This is a genomic window from Pseudoalteromonas simplex, from assembly GCF_015278155.1.
In the GTDB taxonomy this organism is placed as follows: domain Bacteria; phylum Pseudomonadota; class Gammaproteobacteria; order Enterobacterales; family Alteromonadaceae; genus Pseudoalteromonas; species Pseudoalteromonas simplex.
In genome coordinates this window covers 50,972-72,861 of record NZ_JADILN010000010.1, presented here as the reverse complement: position 1 = coordinate 72,861, position 21,890 = coordinate 50,972, and the positions used below count along the sequence as shown (strand labels likewise).

17 protein-coding genes and 1 other RNA gene are annotated in these 21,890 nt (G+C 39.9%); 5 read left to right on the top strand and 13 right to left on the bottom strand.

Annotation, left to right across the window (positions count from 1 at the left end; all coding sequences use genetic code 11):
* Positions 1 to 37: 37 nt before the first annotated feature.
* The 8 genes from IRQ78_RS16505 to IRQ78_RS16470 all read right to left on the bottom strand — a co-directional run bounded on the left by IRQ78_RS16505 (position 38) and on the right by IRQ78_RS16470 (position 9,329).
* On the bottom strand, positions 38 to 781 hold the full coding sequence (locus IRQ78_RS16505; RefSeq protein ID WP_194442701.1) for a hypothetical protein: 744 nt from the start codon (positions 779 to 781) through the stop codon (positions 38 to 40).
* Between the two features lie 71 nt (positions 782 to 852).
* Positions 853 to 2,295 carry a glycoside hydrolase family 10 protein gene (locus tag IRQ78_RS16500; RefSeq protein WP_228482663.1) on the bottom strand — a complete coding sequence of 481 codons (1,443 nt, stop codon included), beginning with the start codon at positions 2,293 to 2,295 and terminating at the stop codon, positions 853 to 855.
* A 144-nt stretch (positions 2,296 to 2,439) separates the two neighbouring features.
* Positions 2,440 to 5,058: a TonB-dependent receptor gene (locus IRQ78_RS16495; RefSeq protein ID WP_194442700.1), complete on the bottom strand. Its 2,619-nt coding sequence runs from the start codon at positions 5,056 to 5,058 to the stop codon at positions 2,440 to 2,442.
* A 325-nt stretch (positions 5,059 to 5,383) separates the two neighbouring features.
* The gene (locus IRQ78_RS16490; protein WP_194442699.1) at positions 5,384 to 6,106 is read right to left on the bottom strand and encodes an SIMPL domain-containing protein; all 723 of its coding nucleotides are present in this window, start codon (positions 6,104 to 6,106) and stop codon (positions 5,384 to 5,386) included.
* Between the two features lie 167 nt (positions 6,107 to 6,273).
* Positions 6,274 to 6,573, bottom strand: a complete 300-nt coding sequence (locus IRQ78_RS16485; RefSeq protein WP_054553761.1) for a hypothetical protein — start codon at positions 6,571 to 6,573, stop codon at positions 6,274 to 6,276.
* A gap of 137 nt (positions 6,574 to 6,710) precedes the next feature.
* Positions 6,711 to 7,538 carry a DUF4437 domain-containing protein gene (locus IRQ78_RS16480; protein WP_054553762.1) on the bottom strand — a complete coding sequence of 276 codons (828 nt, stop codon included), beginning with the start codon at positions 7,536 to 7,538 and terminating at the stop codon, positions 6,711 to 6,713.
* Positions 7,539 to 7,608: 70 nt separating this feature from the next.
* Positions 7,609 to 8,454, bottom strand: a complete 846-nt coding sequence (locus tag IRQ78_RS16475; protein ID WP_138600022.1) for an enoyl-CoA hydratase/isomerase family protein — start codon at positions 8,452 to 8,454, stop codon at positions 7,609 to 7,611.
* Positions 8,455 to 8,513: 59 nt separating this feature from the next.
* Positions 8,514 to 9,329, bottom strand: a complete 816-nt coding sequence (locus tag IRQ78_RS16470; protein ID WP_166341530.1) for an SDR family NAD(P)-dependent oxidoreductase — start codon at positions 9,327 to 9,329, stop codon at positions 8,514 to 8,516.
* A gap of 218 nt (positions 9,330 to 9,547) precedes the next feature.
* Between IRQ78_RS16470 and IRQ78_RS16465 the strand changes: the two genes are divergently transcribed.
* The 3 genes from IRQ78_RS16465 to IRQ78_RS16455 all read left to right on the top strand — a co-directional run bounded on the left by IRQ78_RS16465 (position 9,548) and on the right by IRQ78_RS16455 (position 14,343).
* On the top strand, positions 9,548 to 10,468 hold the full coding sequence (locus IRQ78_RS16465; protein WP_054553765.1) for a LysR family transcriptional regulator: 921 nt from the start codon (positions 9,548 to 9,550) through the stop codon (positions 10,466 to 10,468).
* A 332-nt stretch (positions 10,469 to 10,800) separates the two neighbouring features.
* Positions 10,801 to 12,591, top strand: coding sequence for an ATP-binding protein (locus IRQ78_RS16460; protein ID WP_054553766.1), 1,791 nt, complete (start codon positions 10,801 to 10,803; stop codon positions 12,589 to 12,591).
* Between the two features lie 777 nt (positions 12,592 to 13,368).
* Positions 13,369 to 14,343: a transposase gene (locus IRQ78_RS16455; protein WP_194442698.1), complete on the top strand. Its 975-nt coding sequence runs from the start codon at positions 13,369 to 13,371 to the stop codon at positions 14,341 to 14,343.
* Between the two features lie 423 nt (positions 14,344 to 14,766).
* On the opposite strand, the gene ffs is transcribed toward IRQ78_RS16455, so the two are convergent.
* Together ffs and IRQ78_RS16445 are read right to left on the bottom strand one after the other, a co-directional pair.
* Positions 14,767 to 14,863, bottom strand: an RNA gene (ffs, locus tag IRQ78_RS16450) — signal recognition particle sRNA small type.
* Positions 14,864 to 14,999: 136 nt separating this feature from the next.
* Positions 15,000 to 15,863, bottom strand: coding sequence for a DUF3014 domain-containing protein (locus IRQ78_RS16445; RefSeq protein WP_166341538.1), 864 nt, complete (start codon positions 15,861 to 15,863; stop codon positions 15,000 to 15,002).
* Positions 15,864 to 15,997: 134 nt separating this feature from the next.
* On the opposite strand from IRQ78_RS16445, the gene IRQ78_RS16440 reads away from it, so the two are divergent.
* Positions 15,998 to 17,143, top strand: coding sequence for a patatin-like phospholipase family protein (locus IRQ78_RS16440; protein WP_138599329.1), 1,146 nt, complete (start codon positions 15,998 to 16,000; stop codon positions 17,141 to 17,143).
* Between the two features lie 7 nt (positions 17,144 to 17,150).
* On the opposite strand, the gene IRQ78_RS16435 is transcribed toward IRQ78_RS16440, so the two are convergent.
* Complete coding sequence (locus tag IRQ78_RS16435; RefSeq protein WP_407681625.1) at positions 17,151 to 19,115, bottom strand: monovalent cation:proton antiporter-2 (CPA2) family protein; 1,965 nt, start codon at positions 19,113 to 19,115, stop codon at positions 17,151 to 17,153.
* 147 nt (positions 19,116 to 19,262) lie between these two features.
* On the opposite strand from IRQ78_RS16435, the gene IRQ78_RS16430 reads away from it, so the two are divergent.
* Positions 19,263 to 20,159 (top strand): GGDEF domain-containing protein, encoded by an 897-nt coding sequence (locus IRQ78_RS16430; protein ID WP_054553099.1) that lies wholly within the window; start codon positions 19,263 to 19,265, stop codon positions 20,157 to 20,159.
* 25 nt (positions 20,160 to 20,184) lie between these two features.
* Here IRQ78_RS16430 and IRQ78_RS16425 read toward each other — a convergent pair whose 3' ends face one another.
* Together IRQ78_RS16425 and tilS are read right to left on the bottom strand one after the other, a co-directional pair.
* Complete coding sequence (locus IRQ78_RS16425) at positions 20,185 to 20,529, bottom strand: hypothetical protein (RefSeq protein ID WP_194442696.1); 345 nt, start codon at positions 20,527 to 20,529, stop codon at positions 20,185 to 20,187.
* Positions 20,522 to 21,832, bottom strand: a complete 1,311-nt coding sequence (gene tilS / locus IRQ78_RS16420; protein WP_194442695.1) for a tRNA lysidine(34) synthetase TilS — start codon at positions 21,830 to 21,832, stop codon at positions 20,522 to 20,524. The genes IRQ78_RS16425 and tilS overlap by 8 nt, the downstream gene beginning before the upstream one ends.
* Positions 21,833 to 21,890: the final 58 nt, after the last annotated feature.

The following is a 21,890-nucleotide window of genomic DNA, read 5'->3' as shown; positions in this document are numbered from 1 at the left end:
TGGAAGAATAAGTGTAGTGCAAAATAAGAAGAACATACTAATAACTTAAAACAGGCTCAGACAATATCTGTACATTATTTTTAAACACCTCTAACAGCCCTGATGGCGAGTGTTCAGTACCAAGCGCAGTAACATGACAAACGTAACGATAACCGTTGTTAGTAAAGGTATAAAAATGATTCCCTCCACTGCCATCAAAGCTTAATGTGCCCCCTGTGATCACCAGGCTTGGCTCATCTTGGATTGATTGATCCCTATTCCATGCCGCATAGCGGTATTGATGATCAGCCAGTTCATCAATACGAATTAAATGCTTTTTTGTTTGCCACGTTAATATCGGCTTTGTGAATTCACGCAGGCTTTTGTGCAATGCTTGTTTTTGCTCGTCAATTAGCGCTTCGCGTTGTGCTTTTTCTGTCTCTGATTCATAGGGCACAGCCCAAATAGAGCCATCAAAATCCAGCCACAGTTTACCTGAATCAAACATAATGCCGCGCCAGCCCATCATTTCCCAATCATGGCGAATATTTGAGTTAGCTATTTCTTCAACAAACTGTTTATCGAAAATTTGCTCAAATTTTTCTATAAACATTTGCTCATTTTCAATAGCTTGCAACGGCGCTTTGCGCTTTAGCGGGTAATGGACTCTTTTAGCGATGGTCGCTTTATCACCGGCCTTAAACGCAGCAACCACAGGTTTGACAATACTTATGTGCTTTGTTGCGGCAGCTGTTGAAAATGAGATAAAGCAACCTAAGAAAATGACCGCAAAATACTTCATTGTGTTCACTTTTATGGTTAAACATTTGATTATCCAAAGCGTAACAAATTTTTGTATTTGCAGTACAGGTGCTATTGGAATAACAACTCAATCTCATCACTTTGGTTACCGAGCCTATCAATAGCAATTACCTTAATTGCCTCTAATGGTCGTTGTCCTTCAGAGGCCGCAACAGAAATTACACTCTCCTCACTTGAGTAGATATGATATTGCCACTGCTGTGCATATTTTAGATAGACAAGTAACTGTGATACTTGCTCAGAATTAGAATGACTCCAAGTAAGCTGGATGTCTTCGCCAACATAATTCATATCAACATTAACAGCCGCTAAGTGCGGCGCAGCTATCCACGGAGTTTCTGGTATTAATGCTTGATGCTGATAAACGCCTTGTGCAATCACATCACTCATCAATTGGCTGCCATCAAGTGCTGCTACATTCCAAAACACTGTACCGGGTGATGTTGATAAAAAACCACGATTAATCATGATTTGATTCACGACTTCATCAACGCCGGTCTCATCAAATGAGCGTAACGCATTAATACCAGGCCACAGATGTCGTTCATGCGTATTCTGAGATTGCCACCAACTTAATAAGAGCGGGTAACTTTGTGCATACTGGTTTATTGGCCAATAAAGTTGCGGCGAAAAATAGTCAAGCCATCCTTCATTAAGCCAAAGCTTAGCATCAGCAAACAGCTTGTCATATTGATCCATCCCGCGAATAGTTTCAGGTTCACCAGGTCTATAGATACCAAATGGGCTTATGCCAACAAGTACATGAGGCTTCGATTGCTTTACTCGTTGATATAAGCGTTTAACGAACTGATTTACAGCTTCACGACGCCAATCACCTATCGAAAGTGCCCCGCCTTCAGCCACATATTGCCTGTATTGTTCAGCATCAGGAAAATCTTCATCGTTGTTGTAAGAAGGGTAAGGGTAAAAATAGTCATCGTAATGAATACCATCTAAATCATAGCTATCTACAAGTTCGGTTAATACATTTAATGTATGTGAAACCACGGCTTGTTCGGTTGGTAAAAACCAATAGGTCTCATTTTTGAGTTTTACTACCTTATCATTCATTTTTTCAACAACTGAGTGTTCTGAAATTGGGCCCCCTATATGATGATGAGCACGATAAGGGTTTATCCATGCATGCAACTTTAAACCTCGTTTATGTGCTTGCTCTATCCAAAATTTTAATGGGTCATAAAACGGCTCAGGCGCTTTACCTTGCTCACCAGAAAGGTAATAAGACCAAGGTTCGTAAGAGCTTTGATACAAACTATCGGCTTGCGGTCGAACCTGAAAAATAACCGTATTAAAGTTATGTTTTTGAAGTGAATTAAGAATTTGAATAGCTTGTTCTTTTTGCTCTATCACTGACAGCCCGGGCTCATTAGGCCAGTTAATATTGGCAACAGTAGCAACCCATGCCGCACGAAACTCCCTTGCAACATGATCTTGATGGATGTTACCTAACAACTGCTTTTCAGTATTAGACATCTCCTTTATTTGTACGAAACTGCACGCACTCAAAACAAAGCACATTATCAAAGAGAAAACGTTTTTAAAGTACATTGTATACCCCACAAAAAAGGCACAACAAAGACTTGCTGTGCCTACATGTATCAAATTAAAAAGGAAAAATTAAAACTTCATTTGTGCGCCAAGTAAGAAACGACGACCATAATCATGTATCGCTAATGGGCGATTAGCATCTGACATGCCAGTGCTATTGCCCGACGTTGCTTCTTGCTCTTCATCCGTGAGGTTAATTGCTTGGAATACAAGGTTTAAATCTTCAGTAACATTGTAACTAATATTAAGATCATACTGACCAAAACCATCTTTATATTGGTTCAAACCAAGATAGTTAGTGTAGAAATACTCTGAACGATAAGTATAAGAAACACGGGCACTAAAGGTTGTGTTTTCATAATATACTGTCGCGTTAAAGGTATCTTCTGAATTATTAGGTAAAACGGCTTCTTCACCCGCCTCTTTTTGCTCCGCAGTTTGTTTTAACTGTGCATCTGAATAGGTGTAGTTTGTCTGTACTCCAAAGCCGTAAGGGAGTTTCTGCGTGTAGTTAACTTCAAAACCTGAGTTCTCACCGCCTAAACCGTTCAGAGGCTGGGTCACTAAAAAGTCACGAACTTCTTCCACGCCTGTATCAGGATCTGTCCAGGCCCATTGTTTTTCTATAGTGGCATTGGTTATGTATGAGTCGATATCTTTATAAAAATAAGCAAACGATAAAATAGATGATTCATTAAAGTACCACTCAGCAGATAAGTCATATTGAGTCGCACGGTAAGGCTTCAGGTTCGGGTTACCCTCAGAGCCTTTACAGCCTGTAGCTGCAGCACAATAACCACTTTTGCGGGCAGATAAGAAGTCATAATCCGGGCGAGACATGACTTTTGCCGCAGCAAAACGCACAACCACATCATCTGTAAAGTCGTAGTTGATATTCACACTCGGCAAGATATCATCGTAGCTATTAGAGCTATTGATATCTTGAATATTTTCAGGTGCAAAGCTGCGCCCTGTGTATTCAACAGAACGAGAATCTAGCTCTGTTTTCACAGCTCGAACCCCAAAATTACCGCGCCACTTATTATGATCGAACACCGCTTTTACATACCCTGCGGTGACGGTTTCTTCTAAATCGAATGTGTAATCAAGGTGTTCATATGGCGCTGTAGAAGGTGTTGTTGATGATATCCAATCAGCATATTTTGAATTATCAAACTGCCATAAAATTGCATTATCTGTCGAATCGCTTGCGAACATGCCTAAGTTAAATTGTTCACCATCTGATGATACTTTTGGATAATTCGCTTTTATTAAACTTGCAGCTTTTGAATGCTCTCGGTACTTAACCCCAGCCTTGATTGCTTTGAAGAAGTCACCATCTAATAGATACTCAAAATCTAGCTGCCCGTAAACTTCCTTTGAGTCGTTGTATATGTCATTTTTATGGTTGTAGTCTAAGCGATAATCATCAGCGCTTAAATCAGCGTCTAATGTTACATCTGGCGTTCCATTGTCTAATGTAAATGATGCGCTTGTATTTGCGTAATATTCTGAGTAAACATCACTTACTTCACCATCAGCCTTGCTATAACCTAGCTGACCTGTAACAGTGTAATTGTCTGCTTTATATGTCACTTTTAAATCGTGCGCTTGAGTTTTAAACTCCCCCTCATAACCTGCATTGCCATAATATCCTAAATTATTATGGGCCGGCAGATCGCCCGAAATCAAAGTGCCATCAACAATGACTGGATTTTCTACATTTGCAATGTTTTGCAAAATAAAGCCGCTTGAGTATGTTCCGTATGACTCATGCTCAGATTTTGAATATAAGTTATTAAAAACAAAATCTACGTTGTCATTAGCTGCATATTGAAACGTCAAAGTTGCGGTATCTAAATCACTATCACTTGCGTATCGGTTATAGCCTACCGCGCCAGGGTAAAACTCTGCGTTGCCATCTTGATCTGCATCGGTACTGCGATAGCCGAATCGAACTTCTTTGCTATCACGTTGGGTCGCAGTTTCTTTATGAACAAATCCTAGATTAAAACCAAAATCTTGTGCTTCATTTTTCCACGAATACAAACCAGAAAGGTACGGTTTAGTTTCTTCAGCATTTTCAAAATGATAAGCCTTAACAGAGAGCGCTGCGTAATTCGCTTCACTATCGAGCGGTTTACGAGTTTTTACAACAACGGTACCACCTATAGAACCCTCATCAATGTCTGCTTCTGCCGACTTATATACTTCAAGAGTATCTACTAATTCAGCTGGTAGCAGCGAGTAGTTAAACCCTCGTGAAGGACGCGTAATTGAAGCTGAAGCAGTTGCTGAAGCAACGTTTTGCCCGTTTAACAAGGTAATATTTAAATGCGGTGCAGTACCACGAATACTAACTCGGTCGCTTTCACCACCTAGGTCTTTTTCAACTTGTACACCCGGAATACGCTGTAGTGCATCAGCGACAGTTTGATCTGGAAATTTACCAATATCTTCAGCAGAAACGGCATCAACTACACTGTTTGAAAAGCGCTTCATATTAATGCTTTTCTCAACTGATGCAGCATAACTTCTTACTTCAATCTGCTCGATATCTTCTTTAGTTGCTTTTTTCTTTTCTGGCAGTTGATCAGCTGCATAAACAGATACTGATGTACTTAAAACTAAAGTAGGAATAAGTGCTTTTTTAACACCAGCCGCTAGCGCTGAGAATTTTTTATTCATGGAACTGTAACCTTATAGTTTTTGTAAAGTGAGAGATTTTGTGACTACAAACTACATAAATGCTCTTAAGAACAACAATTGGTAACAACTTTATTGTTACAATGCGGCTACAATATTAGTAATAAATTATAAAATCAAGATATTTTATTCTGAAAATAAGATTAGGATAAAATATTTAATTCTCAACTTTTAAGCATTCACCACCCATAAAGAGATAAACTAAATACAATCAATACCTTGTTAGCAATGAAAAGAGAAGAAACAAAATCAAAGCTGCTTTTAAAGATTCATAGGCTGCCTTGATGTTTTAAAAACAGGGAATTAATTATTCCAAAACTAAATCAAACACAACATTGACACTTGCTCTGAAGGTAATCGATTCTTGTAAATACTTACCTTCTGGGACTGTATTAATACGTGAGCCCGTTACCATGATTCGTTCAATATTTGTGTTGCTGCCATAGCCAAAGTGACTACCTACTTCTTGTGATTGAATACTATACACCCGACCAAGTTTCGCTTCGAATGCGCTAGCAAGGCTACTTCCCTGCTGTTTGGCATTCGCTACTGCTTTATCAAGAGCGGCTTGCTCGTAATCTGAGGCTTTGCTTGATAAAAGTTGAATTTGCTCGATTTGATTGACACCCACTTTAAGCGCAAAGTTTAAAAAGCCATCCAAAAGGGAGAGTTGTTTAAGGCTGACTTTGACCTTGCGGGTAGCGCGAAAACCATCTTTAACTTGGTTATCGTTTTCGTCATAGCGCATGTTCGGCTCTACGAAAATTCGACCCGCAGAGATACTTTTTTCGTCTATTGAGAAATTATTTAAGCCCGCAAGGAGTTCATTTACTTGCGCATCTACTTGCTGCTTAGCCTGCACACTTTCAGCTTTAACAGCTTCAAACTCTAACGTGATATCTGCCCTATCAGGGGCTGTACGCACAACAGCCTCACCCTTAACAACAATATGGCGATTATCCGGCAGACTTGTTGCAGCCATCGCAGAGCTGGAACACAAAACCAGTGCTAACAAAGATTTAAGCATCATAACCTCTCCTTAGAAAAAGTTATGATGCCTTGCTAGGGTGTGAATGTATAGCAATGTATGCTGTTTTTAAGTGTAAATAGTTGCGAAGAAAGGAAATTAATTAATGAAAAGCTAACACGGCATATTATGACAAGTTGCTAAAATATGCCGTCTTTTTAAAGATTTGCTTAGTGAGCTAGTACGCTTAGCCACTCATCTGGGTTTGCTAAAATGAACTCAAATATATCGTTATTATTTAAAGTTATGCGAATTCCATCTGCTGTGATTGGCAAAATACCCGCGCCTTTACCTGAACACTTACCAACGTTATTGATTTGTGCTCGTGAAAATGTGTATGGGCCTAAGCCTAGCTCTTTATTAAACGGTTCAAAAACAATGTCTTGTTCAGTAACTACAAGCTTACCATCCGCTTTTGCGACACCCGATTGAATAGTTGCTGCTGACTCTTTAACTGTGTGTGCGTGCATATCCTTTACTCCACTTAACATATGAGTGTTAGTCTACACTCAATGAAACCTTAAAATTGCGTACCAACTTAAGATACAGCAAGTACAAAAAAAGTACAGTAGAGTTAGTTAATTTAAAACATTATCTTTTAAAATAGTTATTGTTCACTGATCTGTAGTTTATTGTTAAATCGGACATAAACGATTGCTCCACCCTCAGTCTTTAGCTGATGTTTAAAACCGGCAACTGACGAGAAGTAACTACCAGCCTCAATTTGTTTTGCTTCACTATGTTCAACAGATCGGTAGTTAAGCTCGCCGCTGATCAAAACTGCGCGTAATGAACCTCTTTCACTTGTTAATTGCCCATTAAAACCCGCATCAAGTTTAACTAAAACACCTTGTTGATTTTGTTTTTGCCAAAGAGGGGTAAGGGTAACCTTTTTAGAGTCTAATGACGTTAACTCATCACTATTGAACCATACCATGTTGTCTGAATGAAGATTGAGTGAGTGCTCGCCATTATTAAACTGCGCCTTAGAAGGCTTAACCAAATAAGGCCCTTCATCTATTTCAAGGTATATGAGATTGGTCTCAGCCTTAGCAGCTGTTATGTGATTTTGCCCTGCAGGTTGCGTCCAAAATGACCCTGTTGCCATCCAATCCAATTCTGCATTTGGGTCATCATTATGCATCAGTCCTTTAATGACAATGCCACGGTATGAAATATTATGAATATGCGCAGGAGATGAAAAGCCCGGTTTAAAGCGCACTAGCATACCGGTTGCAGAATCTATTGTTCTGTCGCCCCATAAGTTTGCTGCGCCAGGGCTTTTGTCACCACGTAGAGGGTTTAAATATCCCCAGTTTACGGACTCTACGGGGACAAGTTCAGACTGGGGATTATCCAACCTTTTTTCATCAGCAGCGGCTGAAAATGCGGCAATAAGTACTACACTTGTTGTTAGTGATAATAGCTTTAACATATTAAATTTCCTCTAATAGCAAACCCAAGAGAACTCTCTTGGGGTTACAAATCTTGTTGTTAGCACAGTACTAATTTATTTCTTGTACCTTCATCACTAACTCCGGCCAATTACGCTGATTTTCTATGTCATGCTCAAGGCCTTGCTCATCGGCAATAGTGAAGCGCTTAATTGCAGGTGTTTTACTGGTTGCTTGATATAACCAATATGCTTCTGCTTTTAATGCCTCCGCAATTGGCTTATCAATTGATTCATATACCATTTGTTTGCATGCATTAATTGATTCAGCAGGAAACTGAGCAATTCGGTTTGCTAGCGTATCAACGTATTCATCAATCTCATCGGGGTTAAGCGCTTTATTAATGGTACCCATGCGCTCAGCCTCATCTGCATCAAAATCACGGGCACTCAAAATAATTTCTAAAGCACGACCTAAACCTGTCTGGCGAGCCATTCTTGAAGCACCGCCACCACAGGGTAAAATACCCATACCAACTTCCATTTGCATAAATTTAAACTTACCACGAGCTGCAAATCGCATATCAAGCGCTAGCGCTAGTTCATGGCCACCACCGCGTGCAAAACCTTCTAGTTTTGCTATTGTTGCCTGCGGCACTTTACTTAAGCGCTCACAAATTGATTGTAAGTCCAGCAGCTTCGCTTCATCGCGTGAAACAACTTCAACTGACATATCTTTCAATAGTTCAGTATCATAGTGGCAAACCCAAATTTCAGGGTTTGCTGATTGAAAAATAACAACTTTAGTGTTTTTATCTCGCTCTAAACGCATTGCTAAACTATTTAAATCAGCAAGCATTTCTTGGCCCTGAACATTAACTGGCCCAAAATCAAACGTAACAGTTAATACACCACCAGACTGAGTGGTCGTGAATGTTGTAAATCCTTCGTATTTCATAATTATCCCTAGTGTTTTTATTGGTTGCGGCTGTAAAAAAACTATCGTAAAAATAAACTCTAAATTTTTACATCTAGACGAGTTAAAACTTCGTCCATCGCCATAATCAAAGTAGTATTTTTTGCTGTATCAAACGCATCTGGATGTGGGTTCGAAAATGCACCAATATCATTATCAAAATAACGGCCAGTCATACCTGTAAATTGGTCACTTAACGCAGCCTTAACTAAAATATCAGCCCCGATAGCCAAATTTTTTCCTTGTGAACCATATGCTTCCTTAACCATTTTGCTTCCTAAAAAAGAGGCTGGATTAACTGCCACTAAAGAAGGAGTATTGTCTGCCCATTGTTTTGCCAATTGTAGCGTCCACATAGTTAGCGCTAATTTACTTTGCGCATAAGCACTGCTATCAGACAATGCTTGCAAGCCTTTAAGTGCTGCAATACTAACCGGTGCTTGCGCCGCTGAAGATAGGTTCACTATGCGACTATTTTCATTCATAAGAGCAGATAAAGTTTTGGTCAAAATATAAGGCGCAATCGTGTTCACTAAAAAGCGTACATCTAGACCACCCTCGCCTAGGTTATTTGCTATTTTAAAAACGCCAGCATTATTGATCAGTACATCAATATGTGAATATTTAGCTTTGATCTGATTGGTTAATTCAACCACCCGTTTTAGCTCTGATAAGTCTGCTAAAAACGTATCAATTTTTGCACCGCTATAAAGCGCCTCTATCAACTCTTTTGCTTGTAAAAGCTTTTGCTGGCTACGACCATGAAGTAAAAGCGTATGACCTAATGAAGCAAGTTTTTTTGCCGTCTCTAGGCCAATGCCATCTGTAGCGCCTGTTAATAGAATTGTTTTAGGCATACATAATGATTCCTTTTAATAAGGGGTCAGTGAAGTTAGTCAAAGAAATAAATTCATCACTGCTATGCAGTTGATAAATACGGCTTACTTTCACATATGAAACTCTCCCCTTTAGTTGCATTTGTCATGTTTAGTTTTACAAATAAAGCTTAAGGCTTTGGATAAAACGAATAAATAACGTATAAAAAGAATCAGAATTCTGATTTTCGAGATAATTGATGGACACTAATTGCATTAAACTATTTGTGTTAGCGGCTGAGACACTCAACATTAGTGCTGCAGGCGAGCAGCTGGGCCTTACTCCATCTGTAGCAAGTGCCTGGTTAGCCAAATTAGAAATGCAAGTTGGAGCAGACCTATTCCACAGAACGACAAGGAAAGTAACTTTATCACTTGCTGGCATGGAGTTTTTACCTTATGCCAAAGAGATCCTTGCTCAACAAGAAGCCGCGCTTGCAACCTTAGGACAAGGTAACCTTAATATTAGCGGAACATTGAGGTTTGCTGCATCAAGTACGTTTGCGCAGCGCTTTATCATGCCTATTTTGCCAGAATTCCTAGACCGCTACCCAGATATAAACCTTGAACTCATGCTCTCAGATGGCCAAGTTAAATTAATTGAAGGAGGGTTTGATCTAGCACTGAGAAACCTCGCTGTGGAAGATAGTAGCTTGATTTGCAGACGCCTTGCCAAAGACACTCGGATATTGTGTGCCTCACCAGACTACTTGGCTCGTAATGGCACTCCGAGGAATCCTGAGGAGCTTATCCGACATCAATTATTAGTGTTTTTAAATACCAAACCCCGCAAGTTAATTACCCCTAATTGCAGCGATCATTTTAGTTTTCCACCTGAAAAAAGTAAGCCACGCATTTTGTGTGATGATGGCGCAAGTATGCGTATAGCAGCAAAAGCTGGCGTGGGTATCTGTATGAGTTCATTGTGGAATATTCATACTGAGCTAGAAGCAGGTTCTTTAATTCGAGTTTTACCTGATTATCAAATAAGTGATAACAGCGCTATCTGGCTTGTATACCCGAAATCAAATGTACTTACGGCTAAAGTAAGAGTTCTTATAGATTTCTTAGTCGAAAAAATAGGTAACTCGCCAGAGTGGGAAACGATAAATAAAAAATGATTACTCTATTATGAGCACCCTACACGATTTAATAGCAAAAACTAATACCTATGCGCTTAATTAGGTAGACTATTTTGAGGCAATAAAACCTCGTTGATAACAAAGCAAAAATTTCATTATTTAGTTATTTTCGGCAATTGCTCCCGCATTGCTCTCCCTTCTGTATCCATGCAGTCGAAAATCAGAAACTCTTAACACAGGTAGCAATAGCCTTACATAAAACATAATTAAGTATTATTAAATAATGATATAGGTAAAACTTAAGTAATAAAGTCACAGATTGTCTTTTTAAATGCTATGCTTAAAGTTACTAATTAGTAGGTACAAGACTCATGACTCAATCGCTAAAGAAAACTCAAACAAGGCTGAGAGTAAACGCGGTAATTGTGATTATATTAGTCATTCTGCTAACAGTGACTTCATTATTCTTTTACAAGCATGTTGATAACCAATGGCGTGATTATTCCAATACTGCAAGCAACGTTTATGTTTTACATGACACCTTGGTGCAAAGGTTAGGATATGGTGGCTTTATACACCACTTTAAAAATCTAATTTTAAGAAAAAATGTTGATCTTTACCTCCCTAGTATAAAAAAAGAAATTTACGAAATAAAAGTAATACTAGAAAAGCTAGAAGCTGTAGAAAATTACGACAAGCAAGCTCTCGGCGGTGTAAGAACGACCCTAGCTAATTATGAGGAAAAGCTTGATTTAGCGCTCAAAATGATTGAACAAGGCGCTTCTAGTGAAGCTATTGACGACATTGTAAAAGTTGATGATGCGAAAGCCCTTGCAGCCCTATCTGACTTTGAAAGCCACGTAAACACCATGCTTAAGAAAAAGAGTGTGGCGATAAATGAAAACTTTAAATTTGCATATACAGTTCATATTCTGACGATTGTACTTTTGGCTGGTATTTTGCTCTTTTACTTTAAAAAGCTATCTACCTCATATAAAGAGCAACAAGCTTTAACTGATCAAGCATTAGAAGGGGCAAGAATTAAATCAGAATTTCTTGCTAATATGAGTCATGAAATTAGAACCCCCTTAAATGGCATTATGGGTTTACTACAAATCCTGCAACCTAATGTTCAAAAGCCCCAAAACATAGAAATTGTCTCAAAAGCTCTTTTTTCATGCCGATCATTACTTACTATTATTAATGATATTTTAGACTTTTCTAAAATGGAAGCGAACGAGCTTACAATCGAAAATGTTAACTTTTCTTTGATAAAAATAGTTGAATCTATAAATTCTGATTTTTTACCTATCTGTAACGAAAAGTCTATCGAGCTAAACATTGATATAGACAAAAATGTCGAAAATATATGGATTGGTGATCCTGTTCGTATTAGGCAAATAATTTTAAACCTAGTTTCTAACGCTGTGAAATTCACAGAGCAAGGTGGTATACAAGTTATTGTAAAGAAAAAAGTAAAAAACTTAATCCCAGGTATCGAGTTACAAGTATTAGACACAGGAATAGGTATGAGTGAAGAAGGTTTGGCAAATCTTTTTCAACGCTTTCAACAGGCTGATAATAGTATTACACGCCGCTTTGGCGGCACAGGCCTTGGCATGTCAATAACAACAAACTTAATTAAACGGATGGGAGGTACTATAGACGTTGATAGTAAATTAGGCGAAGGCACACGCTTTACCATATTTTTACCGCTAGAAATAGCAGAGCAGCAGCAAATCATAGAAAGCCCCCATATAACTGATGTTCCCAATCTTGAAGGTAAAACAGTTCTAATTGCTGAAGACAACCCACTTAATACTATGGTCATTCAATCCTTAATGGCCGAAACAAATGCCAATGTTCAGTTTGCCAAAGATGGTCTAGAGGCTATAGATTTATTTAAAAAAATAAACCCTATGCTCGTCCTGATGGATATCCAAATGCCAAAAATGGGGGGGATTGAAGCCTGTGCACACATTCGAGCATTAAACCCTACGACTCCGGTAATCGCGTTAACAGCAAATGTCATGAAAGAAAATATTATTGAATACAAGAACTGTGGTTTTTACTGCCATGTTGGTAAGCCCGTTGAAAAACATCTGCTCTTTGAAGCCTTGAATAATGCCATTTCACAGCACAGCCAAAACTTATCTGATTAATAAAAACGGCCCCATAATTAGAGCACATGACTCCAGCACTAACAGTTTAAATCCCAACAGCTAGTGTCTGAGAAATGATAAAAAGACACCCATGTTTAAAGATAATTAATTGAGAAATGATAAAAAGACACCCATGTTTAAAGATAATTAATCACCTACTTTAGAGAGGACTAGAGACATCACGTAATTAGACACCCACTTTTGGTAAAATTAGCATATCAATTGCATTTGACTTAGCGAAAAAGATCGCTCATAGTCGAAAAAATCATCAACACACATAAAATCTAATAATAAACACATCTAATTTGCTTGTAATGAAACTATATAGAGGAAGCTTGCAATGCCTTTCCTCAACAAAACCAAGCTTTAACAAATTAGAGAGTAGCAATTTATTATAAAATGCTATGCAAATGTGGGGAGTGCATTATGAATCGCAAGTCAAAATTAATTTATCGTATTATGTTAGCCTCAAAAGTTAACAACTCTAATAAAGAAATTTCTATAGATAACCTAAAACAGAACTGCTGTCTTTCTGAAACCGAACTACTCAACATACTAAAAGAGCTAGAAATAAAGAAACTTATATGTTGGGATTCTGGCAAGTCAACATTTATGATTTCGAGTTAACCTACTAGTTTTTAAAGTATAATCAACCTAAGATTACTTGCGAAACAAATTGTCAATTGTTTAACGAAAAAGTGAATAAACTACTTTCTGTTTCTCACTCTTTAGAATTACAGCTAAGCTTATTGTGTTCAACTCATGGAGGAGAAGAGCATGGCAACCCCTCGTAGAAACTTAATTAGCGTTTCAAACACGCCTTACTATCATTGTATTTCACGTTGTGTTCGTCGCGCTTTTTTGTGCGGGCAAGACCCACTAACTGGTCGTTCATATGAACACAGGCGCGATTGGGTTGAAAAGAAACTACTTCAACTTGGTCGTATATTTTGTATTGATGTTTGTGCTTACGCAGTTATGAGTAACCATACTCATCTAGTACTTCATATTGATATAGCAAAAGCAAATCGTTTGAATAATAAAGCGATTCTGATTAGATGGCACAAATTATTCAAAAGCACATTCCTTTGCCAACGATTCTTAAATGGCGAATTGCTAACACAAACCGAGCTCGCTGCGGTTAATGCCAGAGTAAATTTATATCGAGAACGGCTCAGAAGTATTAGTTGGTTTATGCGCGTTCTTAATGAGAGTATTGCACGAAAAGCAAATCAAGAAGATGAGTGCAAAGGACGCTTTTGGGAAGGTCGCTTTAAATCACAAGCTTTACTAGATGAAGCAGCTCTTGCAGCTTGCCTTGCTTATGTAGATTTAAATCCTGTTAGATCAAAAGCGGCTGATTTACCTGAGCAATCTGACTACACCAGTATTAAATCTAGAATTAATGCAGCTCAAAATAATAAGCAACCGAAATCACTTATGCGCTTTGCAGGTAAACCACGTAAACATACGCCTAAGGGACTACCATTTGAGCTCAAGACATATCTGCAACTTGTAGATTGGACAGGCCGCTCAATACGAGAAAATAAGCCTGGGAACATCCCAGAAGATGCATTACCAATACTTGAAAGACTAAACATTTGTACTGACAACTGGCTTACACTCACCACTTCCTTTACCCGCTCATTTAAAAATACAGCGGGTAAAGAACAAGCCATCAACGATTATACGAATCACATGAAACGAAAACGAAGAAGCTCTATTAGCACTAGTCGTGCACTATTTGCCTAAACCGAAACTCGAAAATGTTTAAAGTGGTCTGCCTTTGAGCTAAGCTTGCCCAAATCAGGCGCTAATCAGACAATGTCTACAGAATCACCTAAACATAACATTTATCTGTAAATTAATTTAGAACGACTAAGCAAGTCGGCTTTAAAATTAGTTATTAAAATACCTACAAAAGTGGGTGTCCGAATAACTTTATTACCTGTACCTAACCAGCTGTGTCATCTTCAATCAAATCATCAACATTGAGCCGGAATTTATATTGTTTAACTTGGGTGTCTAGATAACCTTAAAGTGGATGTCTTGATAACTTAAGAAATAAAAATCTCAAAGAAAGTTAGATTAATACAAGAATAAAAGATTGGTTCTAAAAAAATTTAAAAGGAATTTAAATGAAATAAGTCACCCAAATAGAATTTTGGGTGGCAGTCTTACCAGCCGCATCTCGGCACACACATCACACGCTGTGGCTGCTCCCTTCCGGGCCTGACCAGATTCACCTGCTAGTGTTGCGAGAGGACCAATAAGACTACCATTGAGGGCCTTGTTTGGCGCGGGAGGGATTATCTCTACTTTTAGCCAGTTATTCAAGGGGTATTCGAAAAAGAAAGTGCGATTGCATACTTGGTATACAATCGCACTGTCATTAAGGGGGTTATCGCTTACTTTTCAAGTTCAGCTTTAATGTTGCGCAGCGCAGCTTTCACTTTCTTCATATTTTCTGGGCCCATACGCAGCAATTGTTTTTGCGCATCGGGTAAGTTTTCCCACTCAGAGTAAGCATATTGATACGTAACTGAGTTACGAACGAGTGGCATATCACCTTTTGGCTCTGGCGTATCAAGCAGTACATCAATCGCCTCTTCTAACGTGCCTGTGAATGCATCACCTTCGTAACCAATTTCTGCATAAGCTTCACTGATAAGGGGTTTATATTCATCATACATACGAATAACTTGAGCAGCGCTTAAGCTAGTAAATAGTTTTACGTAAGGTGTATAGCGCTCATAGCTATTTGGGTCGATTGTTAAGATATCGCCCTCAATAACTTTAAACGACTCTTTAGGGCGTTCTACAGGTGCATGGCTAACTGCCACTTTACCTTTTGCGATGTTATCAACGTACACAACACCACGGCGAATAAGATCATCAGTCACCATTAAGCTCATCACTTGGTCGCTTAGTAACTCATCCATACGAGCAACAACCACTTCATCGCTTTCATTTAACGTTGGTAGTGGCTCAACTTCTGGAACTGGCTCTGGAGTGCGCTCTGGTGCAGTATCTACAACAACGGGCTCAGGCTCTGTCACTTCAGGTTCTGGGTCAGGCTCTGGCTCTTGATACTCAACAACTGGCGCTTGTTCGCTAACAATATCTTCAACAACTTGCACTGGTTTATCTTCAGGCTTCAATAAAATAAACGCTGCCACACCCGCAACAAGGATAAGCACAACCACCGCAAAAATCAGGTTGTTATTTGATGAACCCTTTTGTACTTCAGGTTCTGACGAATGCTCTGACATAGACACTCCCTTAAAAATAAAACAGATAAAAATACGAAAAAACCATTTAGCCTTGAGCTAATCTTTGCTTCTTCTAGCTTAAAGACTTACAGTTGATAAATAAAGTAAAGACGCACAACTATTTAAATGCAACCATGAGCAGTAAGTTAAAAAAAACACAACACTCTAAAATCGCTTTATTACTAACAGGTGGTGGCGCGCGAGCGGCTTATCAAGTTGGTGTGCTTAAAGCGATAACTCAAAGCATGCCTCGTACAGCACCGCTGCCCTTTACTATTATTAATGGGACATCAGCTGGCGCAATTAATTCCGCTGCATTAGCATGTTATGCATCCTGTGCACATTTAGCATGCAAAAAACTTGAATGGGTGTGGAAAAACTTTTCGACTTCTCAGGTTTATAAAAGCGACTTTTTAAGTGTGTTTTTGCATATTACCCGCAACATGCTTACAAGTTTTCAATCTGAACATATAAATCACCCACCAGCGAGTTTGCTGAACAATAAGCCGCTGCGAAAACTGTTGCACGAAATACTCGATTTATCACGTATCGAACGAAACCTGCATAAAAATTACCTAGATGCAGTATCGATTACTGCTTCGAGCTATACCACAGGTGACTCTGTGGCATTTTTTCAGTCACTTACACAAAAGCCGTGGCGCAGAGCAAAACGTGAAGGACAGGCAACCCGCATAAATGTTGAGCACTTAATGGCGTCGAGTGCCATACCTATGGTGTTCCCAAGTGTGAATGTGTATAACCACTATTTCGGCGACGGCTCTATTCACCAACTTTCGCCACTGAGTCCGTCGGTTCATTTAGGTGCTGAAAAAATCTTTATTATTGGTGTTGATGAACCAAAAGAATTGCATCCGCCGGGTTATCAGCCTCATTACCCTGGCCTTTCGAATATTGCAGGCCACTTACTCGATAGCGTCTTTACCGACACGCTACAGTCTGATTTAGAGCGTTTACAACGTATCAATCGCACGCTGAGCCTATTACCTGCCCGTGACAAACACCAAGAGCTTAAACAAATTGAAACTTGCGTGATCAATCCATCGCAAAACTTTAATGCAATCGCAGCTCAGTTTTATGATGACATGCCTATGGCAATCAAAGTGTTACTACGCATGATAGGCGTGAAGAAACGTTCGCAATCGAGTTTAACGAGCTACTTACTGTTTGAAAAACGTTATACCCAAAAGCTCATTGAAATTGGCTACCAAGATGGCCTTAAAAAGCTACCTGAAATTCGTAAATTCTTAGAGCTGGAGTAGCTAATAGCTACTCCATACCGTCGAGTAAAAACCGTTCTACCCGCTCTACTCGGCGAGGCTTACCTTGCAACACTAAAATATCACCTGCCAATAAAATAGTTTGTGATGAAGGTGCGTCAATTTCACGGTCTTGTCGGCGCAGCGCTCTAACCGACACACGGCGCTGCTCAAGTTTAAGCTCACTAATTTTCTGATTAACCGCATAAGCGTGTTCTGGCAGAGCTATAACATGTAAATACTCAAGCCTATCTGAACTGGCCTCTTCACCATCGAGTTTATCGCCAGTGAAAAAGCCATTTAAGAACTTATAACGGTTGCGCCGCTCTTTACTAACACGGCGTATGATCCGTGTCATCGGCACACCAGACATATAAAGTACATGCGAAACTAACATTAAACTTGCTTCAAGGGTTTCTGGTACCACCTCAGTAACACCGAGTTCTTTAAGCGTTTCCATTTCGGTATCATCGCGCATTCGTACCAATATCTTTACATCAGGTGCTATTTGTTTGATGGCATCAACAACTATTTGCGTTTGCTCAAAATCAGTAAAGGTAATAATCACCAACCTTGCACGCTCAACGCCCGCTGATTTTAAAATATCTTTTTGATTCACATGGCCAAATATAACTGGTTCACCAGCCGCTTTCGCTTCTTGCAATAAGATAGGGTTACTTTCGACCGCGACGTATTCAATTGCTTCTGGCTTTAAAAAGCGCGCAACAGTTTGCCCAACACGGGAGAAACCACAAATAACGACATGATTTTGATACAAAGGACTACTTGTCGCAGGCTGCTGCCAGTACTGTCCTGTATGGCTTAAAAGGCCAAGTTTTTTGAGAATAAGCGGTGTTTTTTCAATTAAGTAAGGCGTTAGCGCCATCGAAAGCACGCCAACTGCAATTAAAAACGAAGCTTGCTCTGAGCTTATTAACAAATGCTGAGAAGCAAGTGCAATTAACACAAAACCAAATTCCCCCATTTGCCAAAGCATAATACCCGCTGATACCGCATCTTGCTTTCGCTCCCCCATCACTTGCGCAGCAATCGCAAGCACCGCTATTTTAAATAGCAATAAACCAATTAATACCGCGATGATCCAGTACCAACTATTAAGTACATAAAGCACATCTAGCTGCATACCAACAGTCACAAAGAATAGCCCCATTAATATATCGCGAAATGGTCTAATATCGGCTTCTAGTTGGTGACGATAATGGCTTTCTCCTAACATCATGCCTGCTAAAAATGCGCCTAACGCCATCGATAAACCAAATAGGTAAGTCAAGCCTGCGGCAAACAAGGCAACCAATAAAGTCGTTAGCATAAATAGCTCATCGGTTCTTACCAGCGCTATTTCGCTAAACACTTTAGGCAAAATCCATTTACCTATGCCGAACAATAAAATACACACTAAAGCACCTTTAGTAAGTGCAAAAGCCAATGCACCGGCAATTTCTTCAGAGCCACTTTGGGCTAGCAAGGGGTAAACAATGAGCAGAGGGACAACAGCAATATCTTGAAACAGCAACACCCCTATTGCCAACTGGCCGCGGCGCTGGTTTAAATCTCCAGATTCTTTAAGTAGCTTCACCACCACCGCTGTTGAAGACAGCGCCATTAAACTAGCAATAGTAAAACCGTTTAAAAGGCTGTGCTCTAGCAGCAGTAAAATTAGCATAAACACTATGCTGGTCACCACGACCTGTAAGGAGCCAAGGCCAAATACAATATTGCGCATTGCCATTAAACGCGGCAATGAAAACTCAAGCCCTAAGCTAAACAGTAAAAACACAATGCCGAGCTCAGCAACAAAGTGCATTTCATGGCTTTGCGCCATCCAGCCAATACCATGACTCCCTGCCAGTACACCTGTCGCAAGATAAGCAAGAATGGGTGGTAAACCAATTCGCTTGAAAAACCAAACAAATAATACGGCAGCGACGAGCAAGCCAAACACTTGGATCAGCATATTTTGCAAGCAATCAACTCCCTAGACTTGGTGACAAAACTGGTTTCTCTTTTAAATATAGCAACCATCTGTTTTTCGGCCAGTTTAAAAATATGGCACAAATCTCGCTACATGGGGGTATCTAAACACTCCGGGGGGAGAATTATCATGGAAAATGTCCATATTTTGACGCAGCGGGTGTCTGCTCGAGGCGAGTTTCTGCCGTTTTCGGCAGAGCATTACCGAATAAATGAAACAAATAGTCCACACGATTTGGTCGCAAAGTTACAAACCACGTTATCAATCGAAGAAATTTTGACTATTTTTGCCGAGCACGCAAAGCAACTAATCAACTTATCTGGCTTACAGTTCCAATCTGCACTCGGAGTGTCACAAAGCGCAGGCAGCGATACCAGCCAAACACCGTACTCTTTTGATTTAGATATCGAAAGTGAACGCTTAGGGCAGCTAATTTACTTTAGTCAGTTCCCTATGGGTAAAGCGATTGAAGCAAAATTAAAGCAGCTTCATACTGCCCTCGTTTACCCATTACGTAATGCGCTTATGTACACCCGCGTATTACGTTTAGCGACTAAAGATGCGCTAACAGGCTTAAATAACCGTAGTCAATTTAATGACAGCTTGGCACAAAAGCTAGAACGTTGCCGCCGTCAACATCGCCCATTTAGCTTAATGTTGCTTGATTTAGATAACTTTAAACAAGTAAACGATAACTTTGGTCATAAAATTGGCGATGATGTGTTACAAGAATTTGCTAACGTACTGCGCAGTAGTGTGCGCGGCACTGACTCGATTTTCCGCTTTGGTGGAGATGAGTTTGCATTATTAATCGATGACCCTGAGTTTACCACCAATAAGGTGATAGCTGATCGCATTATGAGCTTAGTTGCTAACTCAGGGTTGATGGCTCAATATGATGTAACATCAAGCATTGGTTATACGCTAGCCAACAACCAAGACTGCGAAAACGAAGTGTTTGCCCGTGCTGACAAGGGCCTCTATAAGGCAAAAGCAGCAGGAAGAAACTGCGCAAGAGCTTACTAATTGAGTAAAAGCCTAGCATCCCCCGCTAGGCTTTTTTGTTTATAAGTTTATAACCAAATAATACTAACCAAAAACCAGCGAAGAAGCCGCTTAATAAGTAAAGCAAGGCAGCCATAGTGGTAAGGGGCGATACCATCACTAATGCCAGCGGCGTAAGCACGCCCAATATAAAGAAAATACCGCCTTTGCCTGACCAGTAACCTAGCAGCAATAACGAGCACACTAGGCCGCCAGCTAGTGCATAAAAAAGTGTATTTATTGTCAGCTCTGCATAAGCAAAACCAGCAATAACAGCCACTAACACCGACAGCAAAAAGCCAAGTGGTGCTTTATTAACTAGTGATAAACCAACATGTGGTTGTTCACTCATAAAGTGTCTCCCATAGAATTCCATCATCAACACTGTGCTGCTCACTAACAAAGTAGCCAACAACTTGCACAAGTTGATCGTTATAAAAAATAAGTGGTGTCTGCGCACGTAACCAAGGAGCTACTTTGGCATCTTTAAACCAATGCTTTAAGGTGTTTGAGCCTGGTTTATGCAATGGTTTGATACGCGCTTGCGGCCTATTAAATTCAACCCGTACATGCTCATCCTGCTGTGGCTTTCTAATACCCTTGCCCTGTTTCACGGTCAGCTTTCGGCCATCTGTCAGTACAATGCTCTGCAAAGTTATATCCATCGCCTCAGGTATTGCCTGCTCTTTCACAAAGTACCAATGCTGCTGATGACGACGAACATCACCGCTTTGCAAACAAATTTTTAGCTGGGCATCGGCTTTGGCCGTTAAACCTTGCTCAATAATTTGCTGTAGTTGATTTTCTGAAGGCAGTTGATGGGTAAACTGATTCAGCCACGCACGCACAAGGTTTGCTTGTCTAGGCTGGCTAAAGGGCGCAATTGCCAGGCAACTTAAGCCACCCTGCGCATTTTGACACTGTGCAAGGTCACTTTGCGTATATTCATCAAGTAGCGATTGCTGTTTCTGCAACAGTCGAATACTACGCGCTGCACTTTTTTCAAACCCTTGAAAACGCTCCGTTAAAATCGGCAGAACCTGATGACGTAAAAAATTACGGTCAAAGCGTTCATCAACATTTGAATCATCGGTGATATGGGTAATAGCAAATTCATCAGCAAACTGTTCAATTTGCTCACGAGTAATATTAATCAGCGGTCTAAAACACACACGCCCAGATGCTAAAAAGCGCTGTTGTTGCATTGACGCTAAACCCTGTAAGCCTGAACCGCGTTTTAGCCGAAGTAAGAAGGTTTCAAGTTGATCATTCAAGTGCTGGCCAAGCAGTATTACACTACCTGACATACAGTTTTCGTCGAGGGCTTGGTATCGTGCCTCTCGCGCTTGTGCTTCGAGTGAAGTACGCGAGCGCTGATGAATTTCAACCTGCACCGCTTTAAATGCCACATCGAGTTCTTCACATAGCGATTGGCAAAATCCTTGCCATTCAGAGGCATGCTTACTCAAACCATGATTAACATACACAGCTTCAAGTTTAAGTTCTGAGTGTTGCTGTTGAGCTCGCTTCATTAAATGTAACAATACAACCGAATCAACACCGCCAGATAAGGCAACGCTAAAGCAACTTTGCTGAGCGTTCAGCAAAGGCTGCAATTGTGCTAAAAAATGGTGGTATAAATCTGATGTTTGCATTAAAAACCAATGAGTATACAAGCGTCTGTGTTATCGGCATTATAAAACAAAAAAAGCC

Coding starts and splice junctions, on each gene's coding strand:
- IRQ78_RS16440 (WP_138599329.1), top strand. CDS start 15,998: ATGAGCAGTAAGTTAAAAAAAACACAACACTCTAAAATCGCTTTATTA.
- IRQ78_RS16425 (WP_194442696.1), bottom strand. CDS start 20,529: ATGAGTGAACAACCACATGTTGGTTTATCACTAGTTAATAAAGCACCA.
- IRQ78_RS16470 (WP_166341530.1), bottom strand. CDS start 9,329: ATGCCTAAAACAATTCTATTAACAGGCGCTACAGATGGCATTGGCCTA.
- tilS (WP_194442695.1), bottom strand. CDS start 21,832: ATGCAAACATCAGATTTATACCACCATTTTTTAGCACAATTGCAGCCT.
- IRQ78_RS16485 (WP_054553761.1), bottom strand. CDS start 6,573: ATGCACGCACACACAGTTAAAGAGTCAGCAGCAACTATTCAATCGGGT.
- IRQ78_RS16460 (WP_054553766.1), top strand. CDS start 10,801: ATGACTCAATCGCTAAAGAAAACTCAAACAAGGCTGAGAGTAAACGCG.
- IRQ78_RS16435 (WP_407681625.1), bottom strand. CDS start 19,115: ATGCTGATCCAAGTGTTTGGCTTGCTCGTCGCTGCCGTATTATTTGTT.
- IRQ78_RS16505 (WP_194442701.1), bottom strand. CDS start 781: ATGAAGTATTTTGCGGTCATTTTCTTAGGTTGCTTTATCTCATTTTCA.
- IRQ78_RS16490 (WP_194442699.1), bottom strand. CDS start 6,106: ATGATGCTTAAATCTTTGTTAGCACTGGTTTTGTGTTCCAGCTCTGCG.
- IRQ78_RS16475 (WP_138600022.1), bottom strand. CDS start 8,454: ATGAAATACGAAGGATTTACAACATTCACGACCACTCAGTCTGGTGGT.
- IRQ78_RS16495 (WP_194442700.1), bottom strand. CDS start 5,058: ATGAATAAAAAATTCTCAGCGCTAGCGGCTGGTGTTAAAAAAGCACTT.
- IRQ78_RS16445 (WP_166341538.1), bottom strand. CDS start 15,863: ATGTCAGAGCATTCGTCAGAACCTGAAGTACAAAAGGGTTCATCAAAT.
- IRQ78_RS16480 (WP_054553762.1), bottom strand. CDS start 7,538: ATGTTAAAGCTATTATCACTAACAACAAGTGTAGTACTTATTGCCGCA.
- IRQ78_RS16500 (WP_228482663.1), bottom strand. CDS start 2,295: ATGTCTAATACTGAAAAGCAGTTGTTAGGTAACATCCATCAAGATCAT.
- IRQ78_RS16465 (WP_054553765.1), top strand. CDS start 9,548: ATGGACACTAATTGCATTAAACTATTTGTGTTAGCGGCTGAGACACTC.
- IRQ78_RS16455 (WP_194442698.1), top strand. CDS start 13,369: ATGGCAACCCCTCGTAGAAACTTAATTAGCGTTTCAAACACGCCTTAC.
- IRQ78_RS16430 (WP_054553099.1), top strand. CDS start 19,263: ATGGAAAATGTCCATATTTTGACGCAGCGGGTGTCTGCTCGAGGCGAG.